The following is an 18,979-nucleotide window of genomic DNA, read 5'->3' as shown; positions in this document are numbered from 1 at the left end:
CCCCTGACCCGGCGGTCAAGGACGCTACCGCGCCCCCAGCACCGACGCTTCCCGACCGCGGCCCTGGGGTTGGGTCGCACGAATAGATCGTACTACGATCTATTCTCACCATGTTGCCGACCGTGACCTTCGACGACCGCCGGGTCCGCCTGGGTGTCCTGGTCGTCGTGGTCGGCCTCGGCGGCGGCCTGGTCGGAGCCGCCTACCTGGCCGCGCTCGACCTGGTCCGCCACCTGCTCGGTCCCGGTCGGTGGAGCGACGGCGCCCACCTCGCCATCCTCGTGGCGATCGGGCTGTCGGTGACCGTGCTCAGCAAGGTGCTCGGCACTCCGGGCGATGTCGAGCTCCTGGTCGACAACATCCACGTCGAGGGCGGGCGCGACGACGTCCGCAGCCTCCGCTCCCTCATCCCGATCTCCCTCCTGTGCGTCGGCGCCGGCGGACCGCTCGGACCCGAGGCACCGCTGGTCACCACCACCGGCACCCTGGCGTCGTGGCTCGGGGTGCGCGGCCGCCTGGACCGCCGCGACCTGCGCATCGTCGCCATCACGGGCATGGCGGCCGGGTTCACCGTCCTGTTCGCCGCCCCGCTCGGCTCGGCCGTGTTCGCCCTCGAGATCCTCCACCGCCGCGGCCTCGAGTACTACGAGGCCCTGCTGCCGGCCGCCGTCGGATCCCTCTGCGGCTACGCCGTGTCGATCACGGTCGCGGGTGCCGGCCTCGAGCCGATCTGGCACCTGCCGGCGCCGGCGCACCTCCACGCGATCGACCTCCTGCTCGCCGTGGGTGCAGGCATCGTCGGGGCCCTCGTCGCCATCGCCTTCACCTACGCGTGCATCGGCCTCCGAGCGGTCGCCGACCGGCTGCCCCGCGGCTCGCAGCCGGCGATCGGCGGGGCGCTGCTGGGCCTCTTGGCGATCGCTTCGCCCTACGCCCTCACCAACGGCGAGGTCCAGCTCGACCACCTCAGCGTCGGCCGCGTCGCGGCCCTCACCTTCCTGGTGGCCGCCGTGGCCAAGCTGGTTGCCGCCGCGATCGCCATGGCCACGGGCTGGCGCGGCGGCTTCATCATCCCGCTGTTCTTCATCGGCTTCTGCCTGGGGCGCGCCGCCGACGGCCACCTCGGGGCCGGCAACACCTGGGTGCTCGCCACCGCGCTCATGGTGGCCTGCAACGTCGGGGTCACCAAGACCCCGCTCGGATCGACGCTGGTCGTCACCGAGATGAGCGGCGCGGCTCTGCTGCCCACCACGCTCATCGCCGCCCTGGTCAGCCTGGCCCTCACGTCGCAGGTGGGGCTGATCCACAGCCAGCAGCGGCGCTACACCGGCGTGCCTGCGGCCGACGAGGACCTCCGCACCGAGGAGAGCGTCCCGCCACCGGACGCCGGCGTCCGCTCCGGACCGGCCGACCCGCACCTCCTCGCCGACGAGGGCCCTCACGTCGAGATCGCCGGCGAGGCCGCCGGCGACGAGCGCCCCGGGACGGACCCCGAATGACCACCCGGCCCTTGTCCGACCGCGACTACCGCTCCCTCGCCGCGTTCCGTCACGCCCTGCGCGGGTTCCTCGCCTTCTCCGAGGGCGGGGCCAAGGCGGCCGGCCTCACGCCCGCCCACCACCAGCTGCTGCTCGCCATCCGCGGCCACGACGGTCCACCACCGTCGGTCACCGAGATCGCCGACGCGCTCCAGATCAAGGTCCACTCCGCCACCGAGCTGGTCGCCCGGGCCGAGGCCAAGGGCCTGGTGGCCCGGGCCCACGACGACCCCGGCGATGCCCGCCGCGCCGTCCTCACGCTCACCGACGACGGGGCCGCCAAGCTCGCCGCCCTCTCCTACCTCCACCGCGAGGAGCTCCGCCGCTTCCGCGACCAGCTGAACGACATCCTCGGCGCCCTCGGCTGACCCGGTCCCAGCGCATCCGGGGTGTGCGGTTCCGCGTCCCTGCGACCAGGTGCTGCACAGCCCACCGTCACGGCCACCGGGCCCGGCGGCGATCACCCCGATCCGGCGCGTGCAGTTCCGTACCGCCCGGACACGCAACGGCACAGCCCCCGCCCGGCGAGCGCCGGGACGCGCCTCAGGCGGTGGCGGTCCAGCGGGTGTCGGGGTCGTCGCGGTCGACCGCTGACGTGGTGCCCTCCTGGTCGAGCTTGCGGAGGTGGGCCCACACGCTGAAGCGGGCGACGGGCCAGAGGAACTCGGGCACGTCGGTGTAGATGGCCTCGACCAGCTGGGCGGTGTCGGCCCCCGTGGCCCCGAAGCCCTGGAGCGTGGCCAGCACCTGGGCCTCCCGCTCGAGGCGGTGCGTGAGGTAGTCGTCGAGCTTGGCGGCCGGATCGTCGATGACGTGGCCGTGGGCCGGCGCGATGGCCTTCAGCGACGGGCGCCACGCTTGGAGCCGCTCGATGGACGCCAGGTAGTCGCCCATGTCGCCGTCGAGCGGGGTGATGACCACCGTGGAGCCGTCCATCACGTGGTCTCCGGTGAAGAGCAGGCGGTCTCGTTCGAGCAGGAAGCAGATGTGGTTGGCGGCGTGGCCCGGGGTGTGGATCACGCGGAGCGTGAACTCGGTGCCCTCGATGGTGTCGCCATCGGCGAGGTGCCGATCGCAGACCAGGCCGTCTCGGTCGGCGAAGGCCAGGACCTCGGCGCCGGTGCGCTCCTTGAGGCCGGCCGCGCCTGGCGAGTGGTCGCCGTGGGTGTGGGTGCAGAGGATCCACTTGATGCGGCCGCTGCCGGCGGCGGCGATGGCGTCGAGGTGGACCGGGTCGTCGGGGCCGGGGTCGATCACGGCGATCTCGTCGATGCCCACCAGGTACGTGTTGGTGCCCGGGCCGGTCATCATCCCGGGGTTGTTGCACAGGATGCGGCGGACGAGCTTGCCGAGGGCGATGGGGACGTCGGGGATCAGATCGGGGCGCTCCGCCTCGGTCTCTGCCGTGCTCACGCCCCCTCCCCTCCGCCGAAGCCGGTCACGAGGCGGGAGTCGGCCACGGTCATCCAATCGGTCGAGGCATCCGGGATGCCAGGGGGAGCGTCGTAGGACGGGTCGCCGGGGAGCACGATGCGCACGCCGCCGCCATCGGCGATCACCCGGGGCAGCACCTCGGGGACGTGCGAGATCTCCCTCGCAGCTTCGAGCGCCTCGGCCGCCGTCTCGAACCGCGAGACGGCCCGCAGGCTGGAGACGGTGGGCGGCATCATCACCAGCTCGCCGGACTCGACCCGGGCGATGCCGTCGAGCGGACGCAGCCACTCGTTGGCGATCACCTCGTGGTCGTCGTGCAGCGGGGTCTGGTTGGGCGGCGCGGCGGCGAGGAAGAAGCGGGTGTCGTAGCGGCGGGGGGCACCGACGGGCGTCACCCAGTGGCTGAAGTAGTGCATGCCGTCGACGGCGAGGCGCAGGCCCTCGAGGCGGCACAGATCGACCATGGTCAGCTGGCCGGCGTCGACCTGCTGGCGGTGGCGCGCCCACCGGGCGACGGACTCGGCGTCGTCGAGGTCGACCAGGCCGTCGAGGTCGTAGGCCAGCAGCACGCCGGCCTCCTCGAAGCTCTCGCGGATGGCCGCCACCCAGAACGCCAGGCCACCGGACTCGATGCCCAGGCGACGGGAGGCATCGGCGTCGCTGCGCCCCTCGCACACCGGCTCGAGGTTGAGGTGCCGGTCGTCGGGGTCGACCGCACCGCCGGGGAACACGTAGGCGCCGCCGACGAAGTCGGAGTTGAGGTTGCGGCGGAGCATGAAGACCTCGAGGCCGTCGGCCCCGTCGCGCAGGATCAGCACGGTGGCCGCGTCCCGCATCGGCACCTCGGCGACCTCGGTCACGGGTTGAGCTCGCCGCTGGGAGGGTCGACCGGGGTCGACGACCCGGTGGTGTCGAAGACCGAACCGCGGCCGGCACGGAAGCTCCCCACGAAGCGGGCTCCGCCCGGTCCGGCGGTGGACGCCGCGAAGAACCCCGCGTAGTCGCCCTTCTGGAACCGGCGGCGAAGGAGGGCCCGGAACGGCAGGCGGGTGAAGGGGATGATGAGCAGGAAGCCGAGGACGTCGCCGATGAAGCCGGGGGCGAGCATCAGCGCACCGGCCACCAGGAGCAGCAGGCCGTCGAGCAGCTCGTTGCTCGGCACCCGGCCCTCCGAGACCGCCGTGGAGATCTTCCCGAGCGTGGCCAGGCCCTGGCGCTTCAGGAGCCAGGCGCCGATGGCGCTCTCGACGATGAGCAGGGCGATGGTCTCCCAACCGCCGATCACCGACGCCACCTGGATGATCACGTAGAGCTCCGCCAGGGGCGCCACGATGAACAGCAGGATGAGCCAGAGCATGGGCGCAGGCTACTGGCGCCTTCCGGCGGGTGTTACGGCGTGTGACGCTCGGCCAGCCGCCCGAGGCGCTCGTCCCAGGCCACACCCACCGAAGCCATCCACGCCGCCGCGTCATCGAGCGGCGCCGGGGTGAGGCGGTAGCGCTGCTCGCGACCCACCTTCTCCGCCTGGACCAGACCGGCGGCGGCCAGGAGCTGGAGGTGCTTGACGACGGCCTGGCGGCTCAGGGGCCGGTCGGCGGCGAGCTCGGTGGCGGTGACCGATCCGGCGGCGCCGACGGCCGCGAACAGCTCGCGGCGGGTGCCGTCGCCGAGCGCATCGAAGACCGCCGCGGCGCGCCGCGAGGAGGCGGACGGTGCGGTCACACGCAGGCGGCGGCGAGGGCCGGCTCGCCGGCGCCCACGAGCGCGCGGAGCCGGCGGTCCCAGTGGGCCTCGACCGAGCCGAGGTCGGCGACGGTGGCAGCACCCAGGTGGGCGACGCCGGCGCCGGCCAGGCGCTCGGTGACCGTGACGATCGACCCGTCGCCCTGGGCGTCGGCCTCGACGGAGATGGTGACGACCGACGCGTCGGCCGGCTGCGCCTCGTCCCACCACACGAACCCGACCGACCGCCCGGCCTCGACCTCGGTGACGACCATGCGCCGGGTGGTGCCGCCGTCGGTGGCGGTGCCGGCCTGCCCGGGCGCCACCACGACGCGCACGTCGTCGGCCAACCAGCCCGACAGCCCGCGCTCGTCGGCCAGGGACGCCCACACGTCGTGGGGGGCGGCGGCGAGGTGGAGCGAGCGGGTCACGGTGGCAGCAGGCATGCCCGAAGCATACCCGCAACCGAACGGTTGCAATTGGTGGCCCCCCGCCGTACATTCGCAACTGTTCAGTTGCACATCAGGAGTGACCCATGAGCCTGCTCGTCCCCACCGTCATCGAACAGACCGCCAAGGGCGAGCGCGCCTTCGACATCTGGTCCCGGCTGCTCAACCAGCGCCTGATCTTCTTCGGCACCCAGCTCGACGACACGGTGGCCAACCTGATCATCGCCCAGCTCCTGCACCTCGAAGCCGAGGACCCCGGCAAGGACATCCGGCTCTACATCAACTCCCCCGGCGGCGACATGACCGCCCTGTTCGCCATCTACGACACCATGCAGCTCCTGCGCTGCGATGTGGCGACCTTCTGCATCGGCCAGGCGGCGTCGGCCGCTGCCGTGATCCTGGCCGGCGGCACCAAGGGCAAGCGCTTCGCCCTGCCCAACAGCCGGGTGCTGATCCACCAGCCCCACGGCGGCGCCCAGGGCCAGACCAAGGACATGGAGCTGGCGGTCAAGGAGATGGTCCTCATGCGGGAGCGGATGACGCTCGCGCTCGCCGAGGACACCGGCCAGTCCATCGAGCAGATCGCCGCCGACATCGACCGCGACTTCATCCTGCGCGGCGAAGACGCCGTGGCCTACGGCTTGGTCGACGAGATCCTCACCAAGCCGGAGGCCCTCCCGGTGGAAGCCCTGCGCTGACCCGACGAACCTCGTGTGGAACCGGCGCACGCACGGACCAGATCCACACGAAGCTCAGGGGAGGCGGGCCTCGAGCTCGGCGATCCGCGGGGTCCACAGGACCGCGCCGGCGCGCTCGGCCAGCTGCCGGGCCGAGGCCGCGTGGACCCGCGCCGCGTCGTGGTCGCCCAGCGCCTCCTGAGCCAGGGCGAGGGCGAAGTCGACCGGCCCGAACATCGGACCGCCGTTGCCCATGACCGCGAGGTGGCCGGCGAGCGGCTCCAACGTCGCCAGGTGGCGCTGCAGGAAGCGCCGGTCACCGATGGTCGCCGCGGTCAGGACGCCCGCGGTCGTGATCGTCAGCCGCAGCCAGTCGTCGGGGATGGGCCCGTCCCATCGGTGCAGGGCGACCGCGGCCTCGTCGTGCAGCCCGTTCGACGCCAGGAGCCAGGCGGAGAACCACTGCGACGACCGGTCGTAGGGCGGGTGGTTCAACGGCTCGAACGCGCGCAGCACATCGTCGATGCGCCCCATCTCGTACAGCACGGCCGAGCGCATCGCCGCGTGGGTGAACTCGGCGGTGAACCGCCGGACCCGCCAGGCGGCCGTGAAGAGCTCGTCGGTCTGGGCCAGAGCCCGATCCAGCTCGCCCCGCAGCAGCGACAGCGAGGCCTCCGTCCACAGCAGGTGCATCCAGGCGACCGGCGTGCGGCCGGGGTCCACCCTGGCGCGAGCCGCGGCGACGGCCTCGTCCACCACGTCGATCTCCCCTCGCTCGAAGGCCGCGGAGACCCGGGCCAGGTGCGCCAGGGGCGTGAAGGTCGACGGAAGGGCGCCGGAGTCGGCGAGCTGGACCAGCCGGGCCCCGATGGCGGCCCGCTCCTCCCAGGCCGACGGCGACGAGATCGCCCAGAACCGCATGAGCAGGACCCGCTGGAGGAGCTGGGGGTCGCCGTGGAGCTCCGCCTCGATCGCCGCCTGGCCGGACAGCTCCGCGGCGCGCACCGGATCGCTGTAGACGATCTCGGCTGACAGGTCGGCCCGCAGCGCGGTCCCGGCCGGGGTGGGTTCGGCCGGCTCATCCGCCAGCACCCGCTCGACCAAGGCGACCGCCCGCTGGTCCGACAGCGACCAGTCGATCGCGGCCCACAGATCGATCGGGCTGAGCAGCGCCAGGGCCGCCGCCACCGAATCGGGGTCGCCGAGAGCCTCGGCGGCGAGGGCAGCGTCCACCAGCGCGTTGCGGCCGGCGAGGACATCGCCCAGGTCGCGCAGGGCCGCACCCATCCGGATCAGGAGCTCGACGCGCTCCGCGGCCCGCTCGTCCCCGCCTGCGGGCTGGACGGCGAGCGCCCGGCGCAGGTGCTCCGCCTCGTCGCCGGAGGCACGGGCCGCGTGGGCGGCGGCGGCGGCCGCGAGCGAGTACGCGAACGCCTGGCGGGCGGTGCCGGCCGAGGCGCCCTCGCACGCGTGGTGGGCCAGATCCTCCAGCGAGCCCTCGATCCGGCCGGCGCGCAGGTCCTCGAGGGCCCAGGTGATCTGGGCGTGGAGCTGAGCCAGGCGGGTCGGGTTCTGCTCCGCGACCAGCGTCTCCGCCACCAGGGCGTGCGAGAAGCCGTAGCGGCCCGCCACCGCGTCGTCGAGCTCGACGAGCCCGGCGTCGACCGCCGGGGCCAAGACGTCGAGCACGCGAGCCGGGTCGAGCCCGGCGACCCGGGCGAGGACGTCGAGATCGAAGCGCCGGCCGATGACCGCGGCGGCGGCCATGAGCTGCTGGGTCTCCGGGGGCTGCCGCGACGTGCGGCGCCGGATCACGTCCTGGACCGCGGCGGGGACCGAACCGGCGGGGACCGAGCCGGCACGGGCCGATCCGCCATCGCCGCCCAGCCGGCCCTCGGTGTCGAGCAGCGCGATCAGCTCCCGCAGGTAGAACGGGTTGCCGTCGGTCGTCGCCGCGAGCAGGTCGTCGAGACCGGCCGGAGGCTCGCGGTCGACCGCGCGGGCGAGCCACTCGTGCACGTCGTCGGACGTGAGGCCCTCCAGCGCCACCTGCACGTTCCCGTCGACGCGCGCCAGCTCGGCCAAGCAGTCCCGCACCGGCTGGCGCAGCTCGCTCGAGCCCGAACGCCGGACCGACAGGGCGAGGACGAGCGGCACGGTGTCGAGCTCGGCCGCCAGGAACTCGAGCAGCGCGAGGGTGGCGTCGTCCGCCCACTGGACGTCGTCGATGACCAGCACCAGCGGCGTCTCGGTGTCCTGGAGCACCTCGGCGATGGCGAGGTGGGTGACGAGCCGGCCGGCGGTCGGGTCATCGGCCAGGTCGCCGTCGGCCTGGGCGAGCGCGGACACCAGCTCCGACGGACCGCCGCGGGATGCGGCCTGGCGCGCCGCCATCTTCCACGAGCGGTAGGGCGCATCGGACGCCGACTCGGGGCACCGGCCCCAACCGACCGCGACCCCCGCATGGGCCGCCTCGTCGACGAGCCGGCGCAGGAGTGCGGTCTTCCCGATGCCGGCCTCGCCACCGACCACGACCACACCCCCGGCCGGCAGGCGCCGCAGGGGCTCGACGATGAGGTCCAGCTCCCGACCCCGCCCGAAGAGTTCGGTCTGCGGGCGGACCGAGGCAGCCGGCTCGCTCCTGGCGGCCGGTGCATCGGCCACGGCCGCGGCCGACCACGCCAGCGCGGGGTCGTGGGCGAGGATCCGGCCCTCGATCGCGCGCAGCTCCGGGCCCGGATCCACGCCGACGTCATCGATCAGCAGGCGCCGGGCCTCCTCGATGGACCGCAGTGCTCGGACCTGGTCGCCCGATCGGTACAGCGCGGTCGCCAGTTGCACCCGGAGGCCCTCGCGGTACGGGTACCGCGCCACGAAGCCGAGCAGCTCGGGCCCGACGGTGTCGTGCTCGCCCAGGTCGAGCCGCACCTGGGTCAGCAGCTCGGCGGCTTCGCCGCGGCGCTGCTCGATGCCGGCGATCACCTGATCGAGGTGGAGCTCGTCGGCCAGCGCGCCGAAGGGCCGGTCCGACGACAGCTCGAGCGCCGCCGCCAGCGCATCGCGAGCCCCCTCGAGGTCACCGGAGCGGAGGAGCGCCCGACCCTCCAGGACCGCCTGCTGGAAGCGGTGGAGGTCGATGGCCTCCGGATCGACGAGCAGCACGTAGCCCCGGTCACGGAAGTCGATCGCCGCCTCCCCGTCCAGCGCCGAGGCCAGCGGCTTGCGCAGGTTGGAGATGTAGCCGCGGACCGACACCTCGGCCCGGGCCGGCGCGCCGTCGCCCCAGATGGTGTCGATGATGCGATCGACCGACACGACCACTCCCGGCTCGACCAGCAGGAGGGCCAGGACGGCGCGCTGCTTGGGGCCGCCCAGGTCGGCATCGCCGTCGGGACCGCTCGCCCCCACCCCACCGAAGATCCGCAGACCCGGCCCTCGCCCTGCCGTCATGGCCTCCATGCTCCCACGCAGGTCAACGCCCCTGCGCCGCCGCTCCCACCGACCTCCGATGCCCTTCCAATCGCCCCGTCGCACGATGCGTCCATGGACACCACCAGCACCCTCACCACCACCCCCGACCTGACGTTCTTCTTCGCCGTCCACCGCCACATGCGCGCCGACCTGGTCCGCTACGTGGCGACGGTCGAGGCCCTGACGCCGGCCGACCGAGCCCGCCGGATCCCCGCCCTCAAGCGGTGGGTCAAGGGCTTCACGTTCGAGCTGGAGGAGCACCACTACGTCGAGGACGCCGTCTTCTTCCCCGAGCTGCGCACCCGGATCCCCGCGGTCGGCCCGATCATCGATCGGCTCGGGACCGATCACAAGGCCATGGACGACCTCCTTGCCCGCTGGCCCGCGCTCATGGCCGCGCTCGCCGACCCGAAGGCACCGTTCGAGCCGGCGAAGGCCGCCGCCCTCGAGATGGGCCGGGAGCTCAACACCCTGATCCACGCCCACCTCGAGGTCGAAGACGACGACGTGCTCCCGATGTACTGGCGGCACTACACGGCCGACGAGTACGACGCCCTCCAGCAGCGGGCGATCAAGGACGGGAAGAAGAAGGGCTTCATGTTCGTGGCCCCCTGGTCGGTCGAGTCGATCGACGGAGCCGAGCGGGAGGCGTTCTTCGCCCAGGTCCCGGCGGCGATGCGCCTCTTCCACCGGCTCGTGAAGCCGCGATACGACCGGCTGATCGAGGCCGCCTACGGACCGTCGGACCCTGGGGCCTGAGCCACCGGCTCGGCCATCGTGGGGAGCTGCTCGAGCCACCAGCCGAGCAGCTCCTCGTCGTCGACCAGCCCGTACGCCTCGTCCATCAGGCGGCCGACGGTCTGCAGGTGGGCGCGGTGGCCGGCCAGGTCGAACGGGTGGCCCGACGCGCGCAGCACCGCCGCGGTGCGCAGCAAGGTGGCCGCCCCATCCCAGCGATCGAGGTCGGCGGGGATCGGCAGGTCCAGCACCTCTTGGGCCCGCAGCCGCATCGACCGCGAGTTGCGGCCCGAGCCCAGGTGCCGGCGGGCCGCCTCGAGCGCCACGGCCGGGCACGTCAGCACGGCGGCGACGCGCCACAGGTCTCCCGGTGACGCCACCACCGAGATCACCGGCACCGACGGCACGAGGAGGCCGTGGTCGTCGACCACCGCCTCCAGCACGCGGGTCTGCGTGGCGAGCAGCACCTTCGGCACCAGCCGCGTGCGGGCCCAGTGTCGGAGCTTCGGATCGAGCGCGGCCAGGTCGACGCGAGGGTGCTGGTAGGTCGCCTTGTTGAAGCGGGTGGACCGGCGCCCCCACGCCAGGTCGGCCGGGTCGATGAGGCCAGACGTGACGAGCCGAGGGCGCACGGCGTCGTCGGCCACCTGCTGATCGACGACGTGCGGAGCCAGGCCGTAGTACTGGTCGCGGAAGTCGGCGGTGGCCGACGCCAGGCCGCCGAGGGTGCCGGACGTCTCGAGCGTCCGCCGGGGCAGGCCCCCGTGGTCGGCGAGCAGCGCGGACCACGAGCGGTCGGCCCCCTTGGGCGGAGCGACGAGCACCCCGGGAACGCGCTCGCGACCGGTGTGGAGGAGGGTCCGGGTGGCGACCGACGAGCGCACGATCACCGGCGCGCACACCTCCACCGAGGCATCGAACACGCCCTCGCCCAGCACCCACAGGTCGGTCAGCGCCGAGCCCTCGAGCACCGCCGCCCGTGCCCCCGACGCATCGCGCGCCGTCAGCACCGACATCGGTTCGATCATGGCCAGCACCCCGCCGTCGCGGCGCGCCAGCCGGTGGCCGAGCACCAGGAACAGCGCAGCCGGATCGGTGTAGCTCGCCACCGCGTCGCCGTAGCGGGTCCGCAGCGCGGCACCGCCCTGCACGCCGCGCGCGGTCGAGGCGTCGAGCTGGCTGAGGAACGGCGGGTTGCCCACCACCACGTCGAAGGTGCCCTCGCGCGCCAGCGAGGGGTCGAGCAGCGCGTCGCCGCGCTTCACCTGGCGCCCGCTGCACGACGGGTCGATCTCGCGGAGGTGGGCCCGGCACAGGCGGGCGGTGGCGGCATCGATCTCGATGCCCCGGACGCAGCGCACCGCGTCGACCGCGGCCCGGTGCTCGTCGACGCCCAGCTCCTCGAGCACCGCGACGATGCGCCTCGCGGCCGCGACGAGGAAGTTGCCGGTGCCGCACGCCGGGTCGATCAGCCGCAGCGTGGCCACCGCATCGGGGCCACCCACCTCCAGGGCGCGGAGCACGGGATCGAGCGCCAGGTCGAGCAGCCCCTCCACCACGTCGGCCGGCGTGTAGTACGCCCCGAGCCCCTTGCGGACCCCGCTGGCGTCGAGCGAACGCTCGTGGTCCGTGGCCATCGGTGCAGCCTGGCAGGCGCCGCACTGTGGGACCAGGCCTTCGGACGCCTAGCCTGGATGGCTCATCCGTTCGAGTCACACGACGACCCCCGCGCCGCCTCCGGCCCTGCACGTCGACCGGCTCACCGCTGTGGAGCCAGACATGACCGACGATTCCGTTTCCCCTTCGCCTGCCGCGACCGAGGAGAGCACCACCACGTTCGCCGACCTCGGCCTGCGCGTGGAGCTGCTCGACGCCCTCAACGCCCTCGGGTACGAGGAGCCCACGCCCATCCAGGCCGAGTCGATACCGCCCGTGATGAGCGGCCGCGACCTGCTCGGCCAGGCCGCCACGGGCACCGGCAAGACGGCGGCGTTCGCGCTGCCGATCCTCGAGCGCATCGTCGCCGGGGCGGCCGCCGAGCCGCTCGCGCTGGTCCTCGTGCCCACCCGCGAGCTGGCGGTGCAGGTCTCCGAGGCCATCTACAAGTACGGCCGCGAGCTCGACGCCCACGTGCTGCCCATCTACGGCGGCCAGCCGATCGTGCACCAGCTCAAGGTGCTCAAGCGCGGCGTGCACGTGGTGGTGGCCACCCCCGGCCGCGCCGTCGACCACATCAACCGCGGCACGCTCCCCCTCGACGCGGTGGAGCTGGTGGTGCTCGACGAGGCCGACGAGATGCTCGACATGGGCTTCGCGGAGGACATCGACGCCATCCTCGATGCCTGCCCCTTCGAGCGGCAGACCGTCCTCTTCTCGGCCACCATGCCGCCGCGGATCGCGTCCATCGCCAAGCGCCACCTCAAGGACCCGATCCGGATCCAGATCGACCGGGAGACCGTCGCCGCCGGTGAGGCGCCCCGCGTCCGCCAGAGCGCCTACCTCGTCGCCCGCACCCACAAGGCGGCGGCCCTCGGGCGCATCCTCGACGTCGAGTCGCCCACCGCCGCCATCGTGTTCTGCAAGACCCGCGGCGAGGTCGACGAGCTCACCGAGACGCTCAACGGCCGCGGCTACCGGGCCGAGGCCCTCCACGGCGGCATGAACCAGGAGCAGCGCGACCGGGTCATGAGCCGCCTCCGCTCGGGCACCGCCGAGCTGCTCGTCGCCACCGACGTGGCCGCCCGCGGGCTCGACGTCGATCAGCTGACCCACGTCGTCAACTTCGACGTGCCGTCGGCCCCCGAGTCGTACGTGCACCGCATCGGCCGCGTGGGCCGCGCCGGGCGCGAGGGCGTGGCCATCACCCTGGCCGAGCCCCGCCAGCGCCGCCTGCTCGACAACATCGAGCGGCTCACCAAGCAGACCATCAAGATCGAGAAGATCCCCACGGTCGCCGACCTGCGCGCCCGCCAGATGGAGCTCACCCTCGATCAGGTGCGAGAGGCCCTGGAGTCCGGCGACGACCTCAACCGCTTCCGTGCCGTCGTCGACGCCCTGGCCGACGAGTTCGAGCTGGCCGACGTGGCCCTCGCCGCGGTGAAGCTGGTCCACGAGGCCAGCGGCGCCACCGAGGACGTCGAGGAGATCCCCGACATCGCCACCCGCGACAAGCCCAAGGGCGACAAGTGGGACAAGGGCGCCAAGGGCAAGGGCGCCAAGGCCTGGGACAAGGACAAGCCCGGCAAGCCCTACAAGGGCAAGAAGGACCGCGACGACCGCGGTGATCGGGGTCCGCGCGGCCCGCAGGGCGACACCTCCCGGCTCTACGTCGGGGCGGGCCGCGGCGACGGCGTGCGCCCCCAGGACCTGGTCGGTGCCATCGCCGGCGAGACCCACCTGCGCGGCAACGACATCGGCGCCATCCGCATCTTCGACCGCTTCGCCCTGGTGGAGGTGCCCACCGATTCCGTCGACCGGGTCATCAGCGCCATGTCGGCCACCACCATCCGAGGGAAGAAGGCGGCGGTCCGCAAGGACCGCGGCGACCACGACTGATCCCCGCGAGACTGCCTCCCATGGCAGCGAACGTGAGCAAGTGGCTGAAGTACGCCCAGGCCAAGCTCGACGGCCTGGTCAGCTCGGGCAACGCCGAGCTCGACGGGCTCGAGGCCGAGCAGCAGGCCAAGGCCGCCGACAAGCCGTGGCTCGCCAGCGACGGCGCCGCGCCCACGCTCGACGAGGCACGCGCCCGCATCGAGTGGGAGACCGAGCACCAGGCCGAGGCGGCCGAGGCGGCCGCGAAGCCGGACCAGCCCGCACCGGCCCCGGCGGCGACGCCGGGCGCGGCAGCACCGGCACCCTCCCCCGAGGACGCCGAGGTGTCCGAGGCGCGTCTGGAGCTGGAGCGCCGCGAGCGCGAGGGCAAGGCCCGCCTCGATGCGATCCGCAAGGAGCTCGGGGTGGATGCACCACCTGATCCGCCGAAGGCCTGAGGCCCGAGGGGATCAGACCGCTTGGATCATCAAGCCCTTGCGCTCGGCCTCGTTGAGGCCGCCCCAGATGCCGTGCGGCTCACGAATGGACACCGCGTAGTCGAGGCACGGACGCTTCGATGGACAGGTGCGGCAGATCTCCTTCGCCCTGCCCTCCCGCGCCAGCTTCTCGTCCTTGCGCTCGAACGTCCCCGGAGGGAAGAACACCGCAGCCTGCGGTCCCCTGCATGCAGCCCGGAGCTGCCATTCGTCACCAGATCGTTGTGCACTCACCAGAAAGCCCCCTTTCGGTGAAAGGGGACGGTAGAACCGGTCATGACCGGGCACAACCCCCAACTTTCGCGAGCGCGTTGGGCAACTCTTGCGAGCGCGAGGTCAAGCGTGACCGGGGCGTCGCCCCAGGTCAGAGGTCGTCGAGGGGTTTGCCGTCGATGAGCACCCGGCCGTCGTCGGTGGCCTCGTCGGGATCGCCATCGGCGTCCTCGCCCCGGCGCTTCTCGCGGTAGTCGACGGCTCCGCCCTCGAGCGGCTCGACCTCGAGCAGGAGCCCGTCGACCTCGACCACCCGGATGCCGGACCGCAGGTCGATGGGGGTGGCCCGGTTGGTGCGGGCCCGCCAGAGGGCGCCTCGGACGCGCACGACGCCGTCAGGCGAGACGTTGGTGACGGCTTCGCCCTCCTCGCCGATCATCCACTCACGGCCGATGGTGGGCGTGGAGAACCGGGTGCGCACCATCGCCGGCATGCCCGCCACCATCGCCATCGTGACGCCGACGATCCCGACGAGCAGGGTGATCCACGACAGCTCGAACCCGTCGTAGAGGGTGAACGAGCCGATGATCAGCGCCCCCACCCCGATGGCCGACCACAGCCGGGGCACGCCCGTCTGCACGTCGACCGCGAACCCGAACATGGCCAGGACCAGCAGCCCCAGCGCCACCGGCCGGACCGGCAGGTTGGCCAACCCGTAGCACGACATCACGAAGCAGCCGGCGCCCACCAGGCCGGCCACGCCCACGCCGGCGGTGAAGAACTCGAAGATGATCAGCGACAGCCCGATGATCAGCAGCAGGTAGGCCGCCGGCGGGCTCGACACGGTGTGGAACAGCTGGTCCTGCACGGGGAGCGACGAGAACACGGGCGTGGTCACCGGCTGGAGGCGGATCTTGCCGCCCTCGTGCACCTGCTTGGTCTGCACGCCCGGGATGCCGATCACGAACTGGCCGATGATGGCCTGGTCGCCCTTGGAGGTGAGGCCGAGCTTGCGGGCCTCGGCCGGGTTCACCGTGCCCGTCTCGAGGCGGGCCTGCGCCTTCACGAACGCCGGGGACAGGTCGGCCTCGGGGACGACGAGCGGGCCGGTCTTGCCCAGCCGGGTGCCCGGGGCCATGCCCAGGCGCTGGGCCGATCCCGCCAGCTGGGCGGCGCCGCCCGTGGCGCTGGAACCGCTGGGGCCCACCCACACGGTGACGGGCACGGTGGCGTTGTGGATGTGGTCGGCGAGGTCGGCGAGGACCTGGTCGCTGACGATCGAGTCGGAGCTGTCCATCTGGAGGACGACGGCCACCACGTTCGCCGCTTCGCCGTCGGAGATTGAGTGGTCGATGAAGTCGGCCATGACCGGATCGATCAGGCCCTCGACCTTGATGATGCTCACCCGGCCCGGGTCGTCGGCGCTCGACTGCTGGGGCGCGCGGGGACGGGCCGCGACCGGGTTGGCCAGGGCCAACACGGTGCCCAGCGCCACAGCCAACGTGGCAAGGGCGACAACGGGGGTGGGTAGTCTGCGCAACGCGAGTGCCTCCGGATGAAGCCAACGGTGAGGGGAACTGGAGTGGATCCAGCACAGTTCTTCACGGCTTCTCGTCTCGTCATCGTCGCGGGCAAGGGAGGTGTGGGCAAAACCACCGTCTCGGCCACCCTGGCGCGCGCCGCCGCCCGCTCGGGCCTGTCGTCGCTCATCATCGAGGTGGAGGGCAAGTCGGGCCTGGCGTCGATGTACGGCTGCCCTGCCTTCTCCTACGACGAGGTCACCCTGGCCCCCGCCGATCCCGCCAGCGGGCGCGCCGATGTGCGGGCCCGCACCGTCACCCCCGATGAATCGCTCGTCGAGTACCTCGAGGACTCCGACATGGGCCGCATCTCGAAGCGGCTCATGACCAGCGGGGCGCTCGACATGGTGTCCACCGCCATCCCCGGCATCCGCGACATCCTCGTGCTGGGGAAGATCAAGCAGATGGAGCGCGCCGGCCTGGCCGATCTGCTCATCCTCGACGCGCCGGCGGCCGGGCACGCCATCACGTTCCTCCAGTCGGCCAGCGGCCTGGCCGACGCCGTGCCCATCGGGCCGATCAACGCCCAGGCCAAGGACGTGCTGGGGCTCCTCTCCGACCCCGACCGCTGCCAGGTGGTGCTCGTCACCCTCCCCGAGGAGACACCGGTCAACGAGCTGGTGGAGACGGCGTACCAGCTCGAGGACCGCGTCGGCATCAGCCTCGGGCCAGTGGTGGTCAACGGCTGCTACCCGGTCCTGCCGGGCCTCGACGTGGCGCCCGCTGCCGCCGCGAAGGCGGTCGGCGCCTCCCTCCGCCCCGGCGAGGCCGAGGCGCTCGAGGCCGCGGCCGGGTTCCGCCGCGAGCGCATGGCGCTGCAGGCCGAGCAGGTCGCCCGCCTCGCCGACGCCCTCCCGCTCCCCCAGCTGGCGCTGCCCTACCTGTTCGACGCCGAGCTCGGCCCCACCCAGCTCGACCTGCTGGCCGACTCGCTGCTCGGCGGCATCGGGGCGCTCCCATGACCGACACCACCAGCGCCGCCGACGCCGCCCCGGAGCCCGCGCCGGGCCTCGACGAGCTGGTGGCCACCAGCCGCATCGTGATCTGCTCGGGGTCCGGCGGCGTGGGCAAGACCACCACCGCCGCGGTGGTGGCCATCGAGGCCGCGGCCAAGGGCCGGCGGGCGGTCGTCGTGACCATCGACCCGGCCAAGCGGCTCGCCGACGCCCTCGGCCTCGACGGCATCGGCAACACGCCCAAGGCGATCGACGGCCCCTGGCCCGGCGAGCTGTCCGCGGTGATGCTCGACACCAAGAGCACCTTCGACGGCCTGGTCACCACCTACTCGTCCGATCCCGAGCAGGCCGAGCGGATCCTCGCCAACCGCTTCTACAAGAACATCTCCGGAGCGCTCTCGGGCACCCAGGAGTACATGGCCATGGAGAAGCTCTACGAGCTGCACAACGACGACGCGTTCGACATCGTCGTGGTCGACACACCGCCCAGCCGCAACGCCCTCGACTTCCTCGATGCCCCCCGGCGCCTCACCCGCTTCCTCGACCACCGCCTCTACCGGGTGCTGATGGCCCCCACCCGCGGCGTGATGAAGGCGGTGAACGTGGCCGCCCAGGCGTTCGTGCGGCAGGTGTCGAAGGTGGTGGGCGCCAGCGTGTTCGAGGACGCCATCACCTTCTTCCAGGCCTTCGACGGCATGGAAGCCGGGTTCAAGGAGCGCGCCGAGAAGGTGCTCGACCTCCTCACCAGCCCGGCCACGTCGTACGTGCTGGTGGCCTCGCCCAAGCGCGACACCGTGGCCGAGGCCCAGTTCTTCGCCGAGAAGCTGGCCGAGGCCGACATCCCCATCTCGGCGCTGATCGTGAACCGCATGCACCCCCACTTCACCGACGAGATGCCCGAAGCCCTGCGGGAGCGGGCGCAGACGTTCGAGGGCGGCGACCTCGGCGGGCTCTACCGCAACCTGGCCGATTTCTCGCTGGTGGCGCACCGCGAGGAGGACCACCTCACCGGCCTGGCCCAGATGGTCGACCCGGCGCCGGTGATCCGGGTGCCGTTCCTGCGCTCCGACGTGCACGACCTCACCGGCCTGGCCCTGGTGGGCGACCACCTCTTCGGACGGGCATGAGCGGGCCCCGCACCACCACCGTCCCGGTCCTGCCCGTGGCCGACGTGATCCGGTCGACCGCCTGGTACCAGCGCCTGGGCTTCGAGCTCCGGGCCGAGTACGACGGCTACGCCATCCTCGCCCTCGACGACGCCGAGCTGCACCTGGTCGAGCTCGATCCCACGATGGCCGGAGGCCAGAGCGCGTCGGGGGCCTACCTCCGCGTGGCCGACGTCGACGCGGTGCACGCCCACTGGGCCGCGGTGGGCGCCCGCATCATCGCCGAGCCCGAGGACCAGTTCTACGGGATCCGCGAGTTCGCCACGGAAGACCTCGACGGCAACCTGTGGCGGGTCGGCTCGCCGGTGGGCGGTGTCGAGCCCGACGCCGCCTTCGACGGTTCCACCACCGAGCCCGTCCCGAGCGACGCTCCACGGCCACCAGCACCCTCCGAGCCCGAGCCCGTGGCGGCGCAGGCGGCGGCCGACGACGCCCGCACCGACGGCGGGCCGGGCACGGTCGAGGAGGCCTGGTACCCGCTGGTCGCCGACGGCCAGCGCTGCGCCGGCTGCGGGCTGCCCAACGGCGAGCTGGCCGCCCGCGCCATCGGCGCCCAGGTGCGCGACGAGGTCCACTCGTTCGGCGACCTGCTGGCCGCGGCCGACGACGACGACGTGCGCCGCCGCCCGGCTCCCGGGTCGTGGTCCGCGCTCGAGCACGGCGTGCACACCCGCGACGCGCTCGCCGTGTTCGCCGAGCGCGTGATCCGCACCCTCGCCGAGCACCAGCCCGAGCTGGGGTGGTGGGACCACGAGGCCGACATCGCCGACGGCATGGCCAACGAGTCCGACGTGGGCGCCGTGGTCGACGATCTGGGCCGCAACGCCGCCAAGCTCTCCGAGGCCCTGCGCCTGGTGACCGACGACGACTGGGAGCGCTCCGCCACGCGCCGGGGGCGCGAGCGGTTCACGATCGAGCTGCTGGCGCGCTTCGCGCTCCACGAGGTGGTGCACCACCGCTGGGACGCCCGACGGGCGCTGGACGCGGCGGCCGGCGGCTGACCG

Annotated in this window: 18 protein-coding genes; 9 read left to right on the top strand and 9 right to left on the bottom strand. The window is 73.0% G+C overall.

The features are described from left to right. The first annotated feature begins 110 nt into the window (after positions 1–110). Complete coding sequence (locus ACPPVX_RS12900; protein WP_426570963.1) at positions 111–1,499, top strand: chloride channel protein; 1,389 nt, start codon at positions 111–113, stop codon at positions 1,497–1,499. Continuing rightward, complete coding sequence (locus ACPPVX_RS12895; protein WP_426570962.1) at positions 1,496–1,906, top strand: MarR family winged helix-turn-helix transcriptional regulator; 411 nt, start codon at positions 1,496–1,498, stop codon at positions 1,904–1,906. Before ACPPVX_RS12900 ends, ACPPVX_RS12895 begins: the two co-directional genes overlap by 4 nt. 175 nt (positions 1,907–2,081) lie before the next feature. On the opposite strand, the gene ACPPVX_RS12890 is transcribed toward ACPPVX_RS12895, so the two are convergent. Genes ACPPVX_RS12890 through ACPPVX_RS12870 form a run of 5 tightly spaced genes read right to left on the bottom strand, consistent with a single transcriptional unit; the run spans position 2,082 to position 5,140 of the window. Then, positions 2,082–2,951, bottom strand: coding sequence for an MBL fold metallo-hydrolase (locus ACPPVX_RS12890; protein WP_426570961.1), 870 nt, complete (start codon positions 2,949–2,951; stop codon positions 2,082–2,084). Further along, positions 2,948–3,832 (bottom strand): NUDIX hydrolase, encoded by an 885-nt coding sequence (locus tag ACPPVX_RS12885; protein ID WP_426570960.1) that lies wholly within the window; start codon positions 3,830–3,832, stop codon positions 2,948–2,950. The genes ACPPVX_RS12890 and ACPPVX_RS12885 overlap by 4 nt, the downstream gene beginning before the upstream one ends. Further along, positions 3,829–4,329, bottom strand: coding sequence for an FxsA family protein (locus tag ACPPVX_RS12880; RefSeq protein WP_426570959.1), 501 nt, complete (start codon positions 4,327–4,329; stop codon positions 3,829–3,831). The genes ACPPVX_RS12885 and ACPPVX_RS12880 overlap by 4 nt, the downstream gene beginning before the upstream one ends. 32 nt (positions 4,330–4,361) lie before the next feature. Next, positions 4,362–4,694: an ArsR/SmtB family transcription factor gene (locus tag ACPPVX_RS12875; RefSeq protein WP_426570958.1), complete on the bottom strand. Its 333-nt coding sequence runs from the start codon at positions 4,692–4,694 to the stop codon at positions 4,362–4,364. Next, on the bottom strand, positions 4,691–5,140 hold the full coding sequence (locus ACPPVX_RS12870; protein ID WP_426570957.1) for an SRPBCC family protein: 450 nt from the start codon (positions 5,138–5,140) through the stop codon (positions 4,691–4,693). Before ACPPVX_RS12870 ends, ACPPVX_RS12875 begins: the two co-directional genes overlap by 4 nt. Before the next feature lie 89 nt (positions 5,141–5,229). Here ACPPVX_RS12870 and ACPPVX_RS12865 point away from each other — a divergent pair, with 89 nt between their 5' ends. Beyond that, positions 5,230–5,841: an ATP-dependent Clp protease proteolytic subunit gene (locus tag ACPPVX_RS12865; protein ID WP_426570956.1), complete on the top strand. Its 612-nt coding sequence runs from the start codon at positions 5,230–5,232 to the stop codon at positions 5,839–5,841. Positions 5,842–5,895: 54 nt separating this feature from the next. Here the strand turns inward: ACPPVX_RS12865 and ACPPVX_RS12860 are convergent, their stop codons facing one another. Next, positions 5,896–9,270: a BTAD domain-containing putative transcriptional regulator gene (locus ACPPVX_RS12860; protein ID WP_426570955.1), complete on the bottom strand. Its 3,375-nt coding sequence runs from the start codon at positions 9,268–9,270 to the stop codon at positions 5,896–5,898. Between the two features lie 93 nt (positions 9,271–9,363). On the opposite strand from ACPPVX_RS12860, the gene ACPPVX_RS12855 reads away from it, so the two are divergent. Beyond that, entirely contained in the window at positions 9,364–10,050 is a 687-nt protein-coding gene (locus tag ACPPVX_RS12855) for a hemerythrin domain-containing protein (RefSeq protein ID WP_426570954.1), read from the top strand. On the opposite strand, the gene ACPPVX_RS12850 is transcribed toward ACPPVX_RS12855, so the two are convergent. Continuing rightward, positions 10,023–11,666, bottom strand: a complete 1,644-nt coding sequence (locus ACPPVX_RS12850) for an HsdM family class I SAM-dependent methyltransferase (RefSeq protein WP_426570953.1) — start codon at positions 11,664–11,666, stop codon at positions 10,023–10,025. The two genes, ACPPVX_RS12855 and ACPPVX_RS12850, sit on opposite strands and share 28 nt — an antisense overlap. 142 nt (positions 11,667–11,808) lie before the next feature. Between ACPPVX_RS12850 and ACPPVX_RS12845 the strand changes: the two genes are divergently transcribed. Further along, on the top strand, positions 11,809–13,584 hold the full coding sequence (locus tag ACPPVX_RS12845; RefSeq protein ID WP_426570952.1) for a DEAD/DEAH box helicase: 1,776 nt from the start codon (positions 11,809–11,811) through the stop codon (positions 13,582–13,584). A gap of 20 nt (positions 13,585–13,604) precedes the next feature. Beyond that, positions 13,605–14,021, top strand: coding sequence for a hypothetical protein (locus ACPPVX_RS12840; RefSeq protein WP_426570951.1), 417 nt, complete (start codon positions 13,605–13,607; stop codon positions 14,019–14,021). Between the two features lie 12 nt (positions 14,022–14,033). On the opposite strand, the gene ACPPVX_RS12835 is transcribed toward ACPPVX_RS12840, so the two are convergent. Together ACPPVX_RS12835 and ACPPVX_RS12830 are read right to left on the bottom strand one after the other, a co-directional pair. Beyond that, on the bottom strand, positions 14,034–14,294 hold the full coding sequence (locus ACPPVX_RS12835; protein ID WP_426570950.1) for a WhiB family transcriptional regulator: 261 nt from the start codon (positions 14,292–14,294) through the stop codon (positions 14,034–14,036). A 130-nt stretch (positions 14,295–14,424) separates the two neighbouring features. Further along, positions 14,425–15,768, bottom strand: coding sequence for an NfeD family protein (locus ACPPVX_RS12830; protein ID WP_426575034.1), 1,344 nt, complete (start codon positions 15,766–15,768; stop codon positions 14,425–14,427). Positions 15,769–15,855: 87 nt separating this feature from the next. Here ACPPVX_RS12830 and ACPPVX_RS12825 point away from each other — a divergent pair, with 87 nt between their 5' ends. Genes ACPPVX_RS12825 through ACPPVX_RS12815 form a run of 3 tightly spaced genes read left to right on the top strand, consistent with a single transcriptional unit; the run spans position 15,856 to position 18,976 of the window. After that, entirely contained in the window at positions 15,856–16,815 is a 960-nt protein-coding gene (locus ACPPVX_RS12825) for an ArsA family ATPase (protein ID WP_426570949.1), read from the top strand. Continuing rightward, positions 16,812–17,936 (top strand): ArsA family ATPase, encoded by a 1,125-nt coding sequence (locus tag ACPPVX_RS12820; protein ID WP_426570948.1) that lies wholly within the window; start codon positions 16,812–16,814, stop codon positions 17,934–17,936. The genes ACPPVX_RS12825 and ACPPVX_RS12820 overlap by 4 nt, the downstream gene beginning before the upstream one ends. Then, positions 17,933–18,976, top strand: a complete 1,044-nt coding sequence (locus ACPPVX_RS12815) for a DinB family protein (RefSeq protein WP_426570947.1) — start codon at positions 17,933–17,935, stop codon at positions 18,974–18,976. Before ACPPVX_RS12820 ends, ACPPVX_RS12815 begins: the two co-directional genes overlap by 4 nt. The last annotated feature ends 3 nt before the right edge of the window (positions 18,977–18,979 follow it).

Source organism: Aquihabitans sp. McL0605 (assembly GCF_049993875.1).
In the GTDB taxonomy this organism is placed as follows: Bacteria; Actinomycetota; Acidimicrobiia; order Acidimicrobiales; family Iamiaceae; genus Aquihabitans.
Note: the sequence above shows the minus strand (reverse complement) of the source record. Positions and strands in the feature narration are given on the sequence as shown.

Bases quoted from the DNA above. Each gene is read 5' to 3' on its own strand.
- ACPPVX_RS12860 (WP_426570955.1), bottom strand. From the start codon at position 9,270: ATGACGGCAGGGCGAGGGCCGGGTCTGCGGATCTTCGGTGGGGTGGGG.
- ACPPVX_RS12850 (WP_426570953.1), bottom strand. From the start codon at position 11,666: ATGGCCACGGACCACGAGCGTTCGCTCGACGCCAGCGGGGTCCGCAAG.
- ACPPVX_RS12900 (WP_426570963.1), top strand. From the start codon at position 111: ATGTTGCCGACCGTGACCTTCGACGACCGCCGGGTCCGCCTGGGTGTC.
- ACPPVX_RS12880 (WP_426570959.1), bottom strand. From the start codon at position 4,329: ATGCTCTGGCTCATCCTGCTGTTCATCGTGGCGCCCCTGGCGGAGCTC.
- ACPPVX_RS12820 (WP_426570948.1), top strand. From the start codon at position 16,812: ATGACCGACACCACCAGCGCCGCCGACGCCGCCCCGGAGCCCGCGCCG.
- ACPPVX_RS12870 (WP_426570957.1), bottom strand. From the start codon at position 5,140: ATGCCTGCTGCCACCGTGACCCGCTCGCTCCACCTCGCCGCCGCCCCC.
- ACPPVX_RS12865 (WP_426570956.1), top strand. From the start codon at position 5,230: ATGAGCCTGCTCGTCCCCACCGTCATCGAACAGACCGCCAAGGGCGAG.
- ACPPVX_RS12815 (WP_426570947.1), top strand. From the start codon at position 17,933: ATGAGCGGGCCCCGCACCACCACCGTCCCGGTCCTGCCCGTGGCCGAC.
- ACPPVX_RS12895 (WP_426570962.1), top strand. From the start codon at position 1,496: ATGACCACCCGGCCCTTGTCCGACCGCGACTACCGCTCCCTCGCCGCG.
- ACPPVX_RS12840 (WP_426570951.1), top strand. From the start codon at position 13,605: ATGGCAGCGAACGTGAGCAAGTGGCTGAAGTACGCCCAGGCCAAGCTC.
- ACPPVX_RS12855 (WP_426570954.1), top strand. From the start codon at position 9,364: ATGGACACCACCAGCACCCTCACCACCACCCCCGACCTGACGTTCTTC.
- ACPPVX_RS12845 (WP_426570952.1), top strand. From the start codon at position 11,809: ATGACCGACGATTCCGTTTCCCCTTCGCCTGCCGCGACCGAGGAGAGC.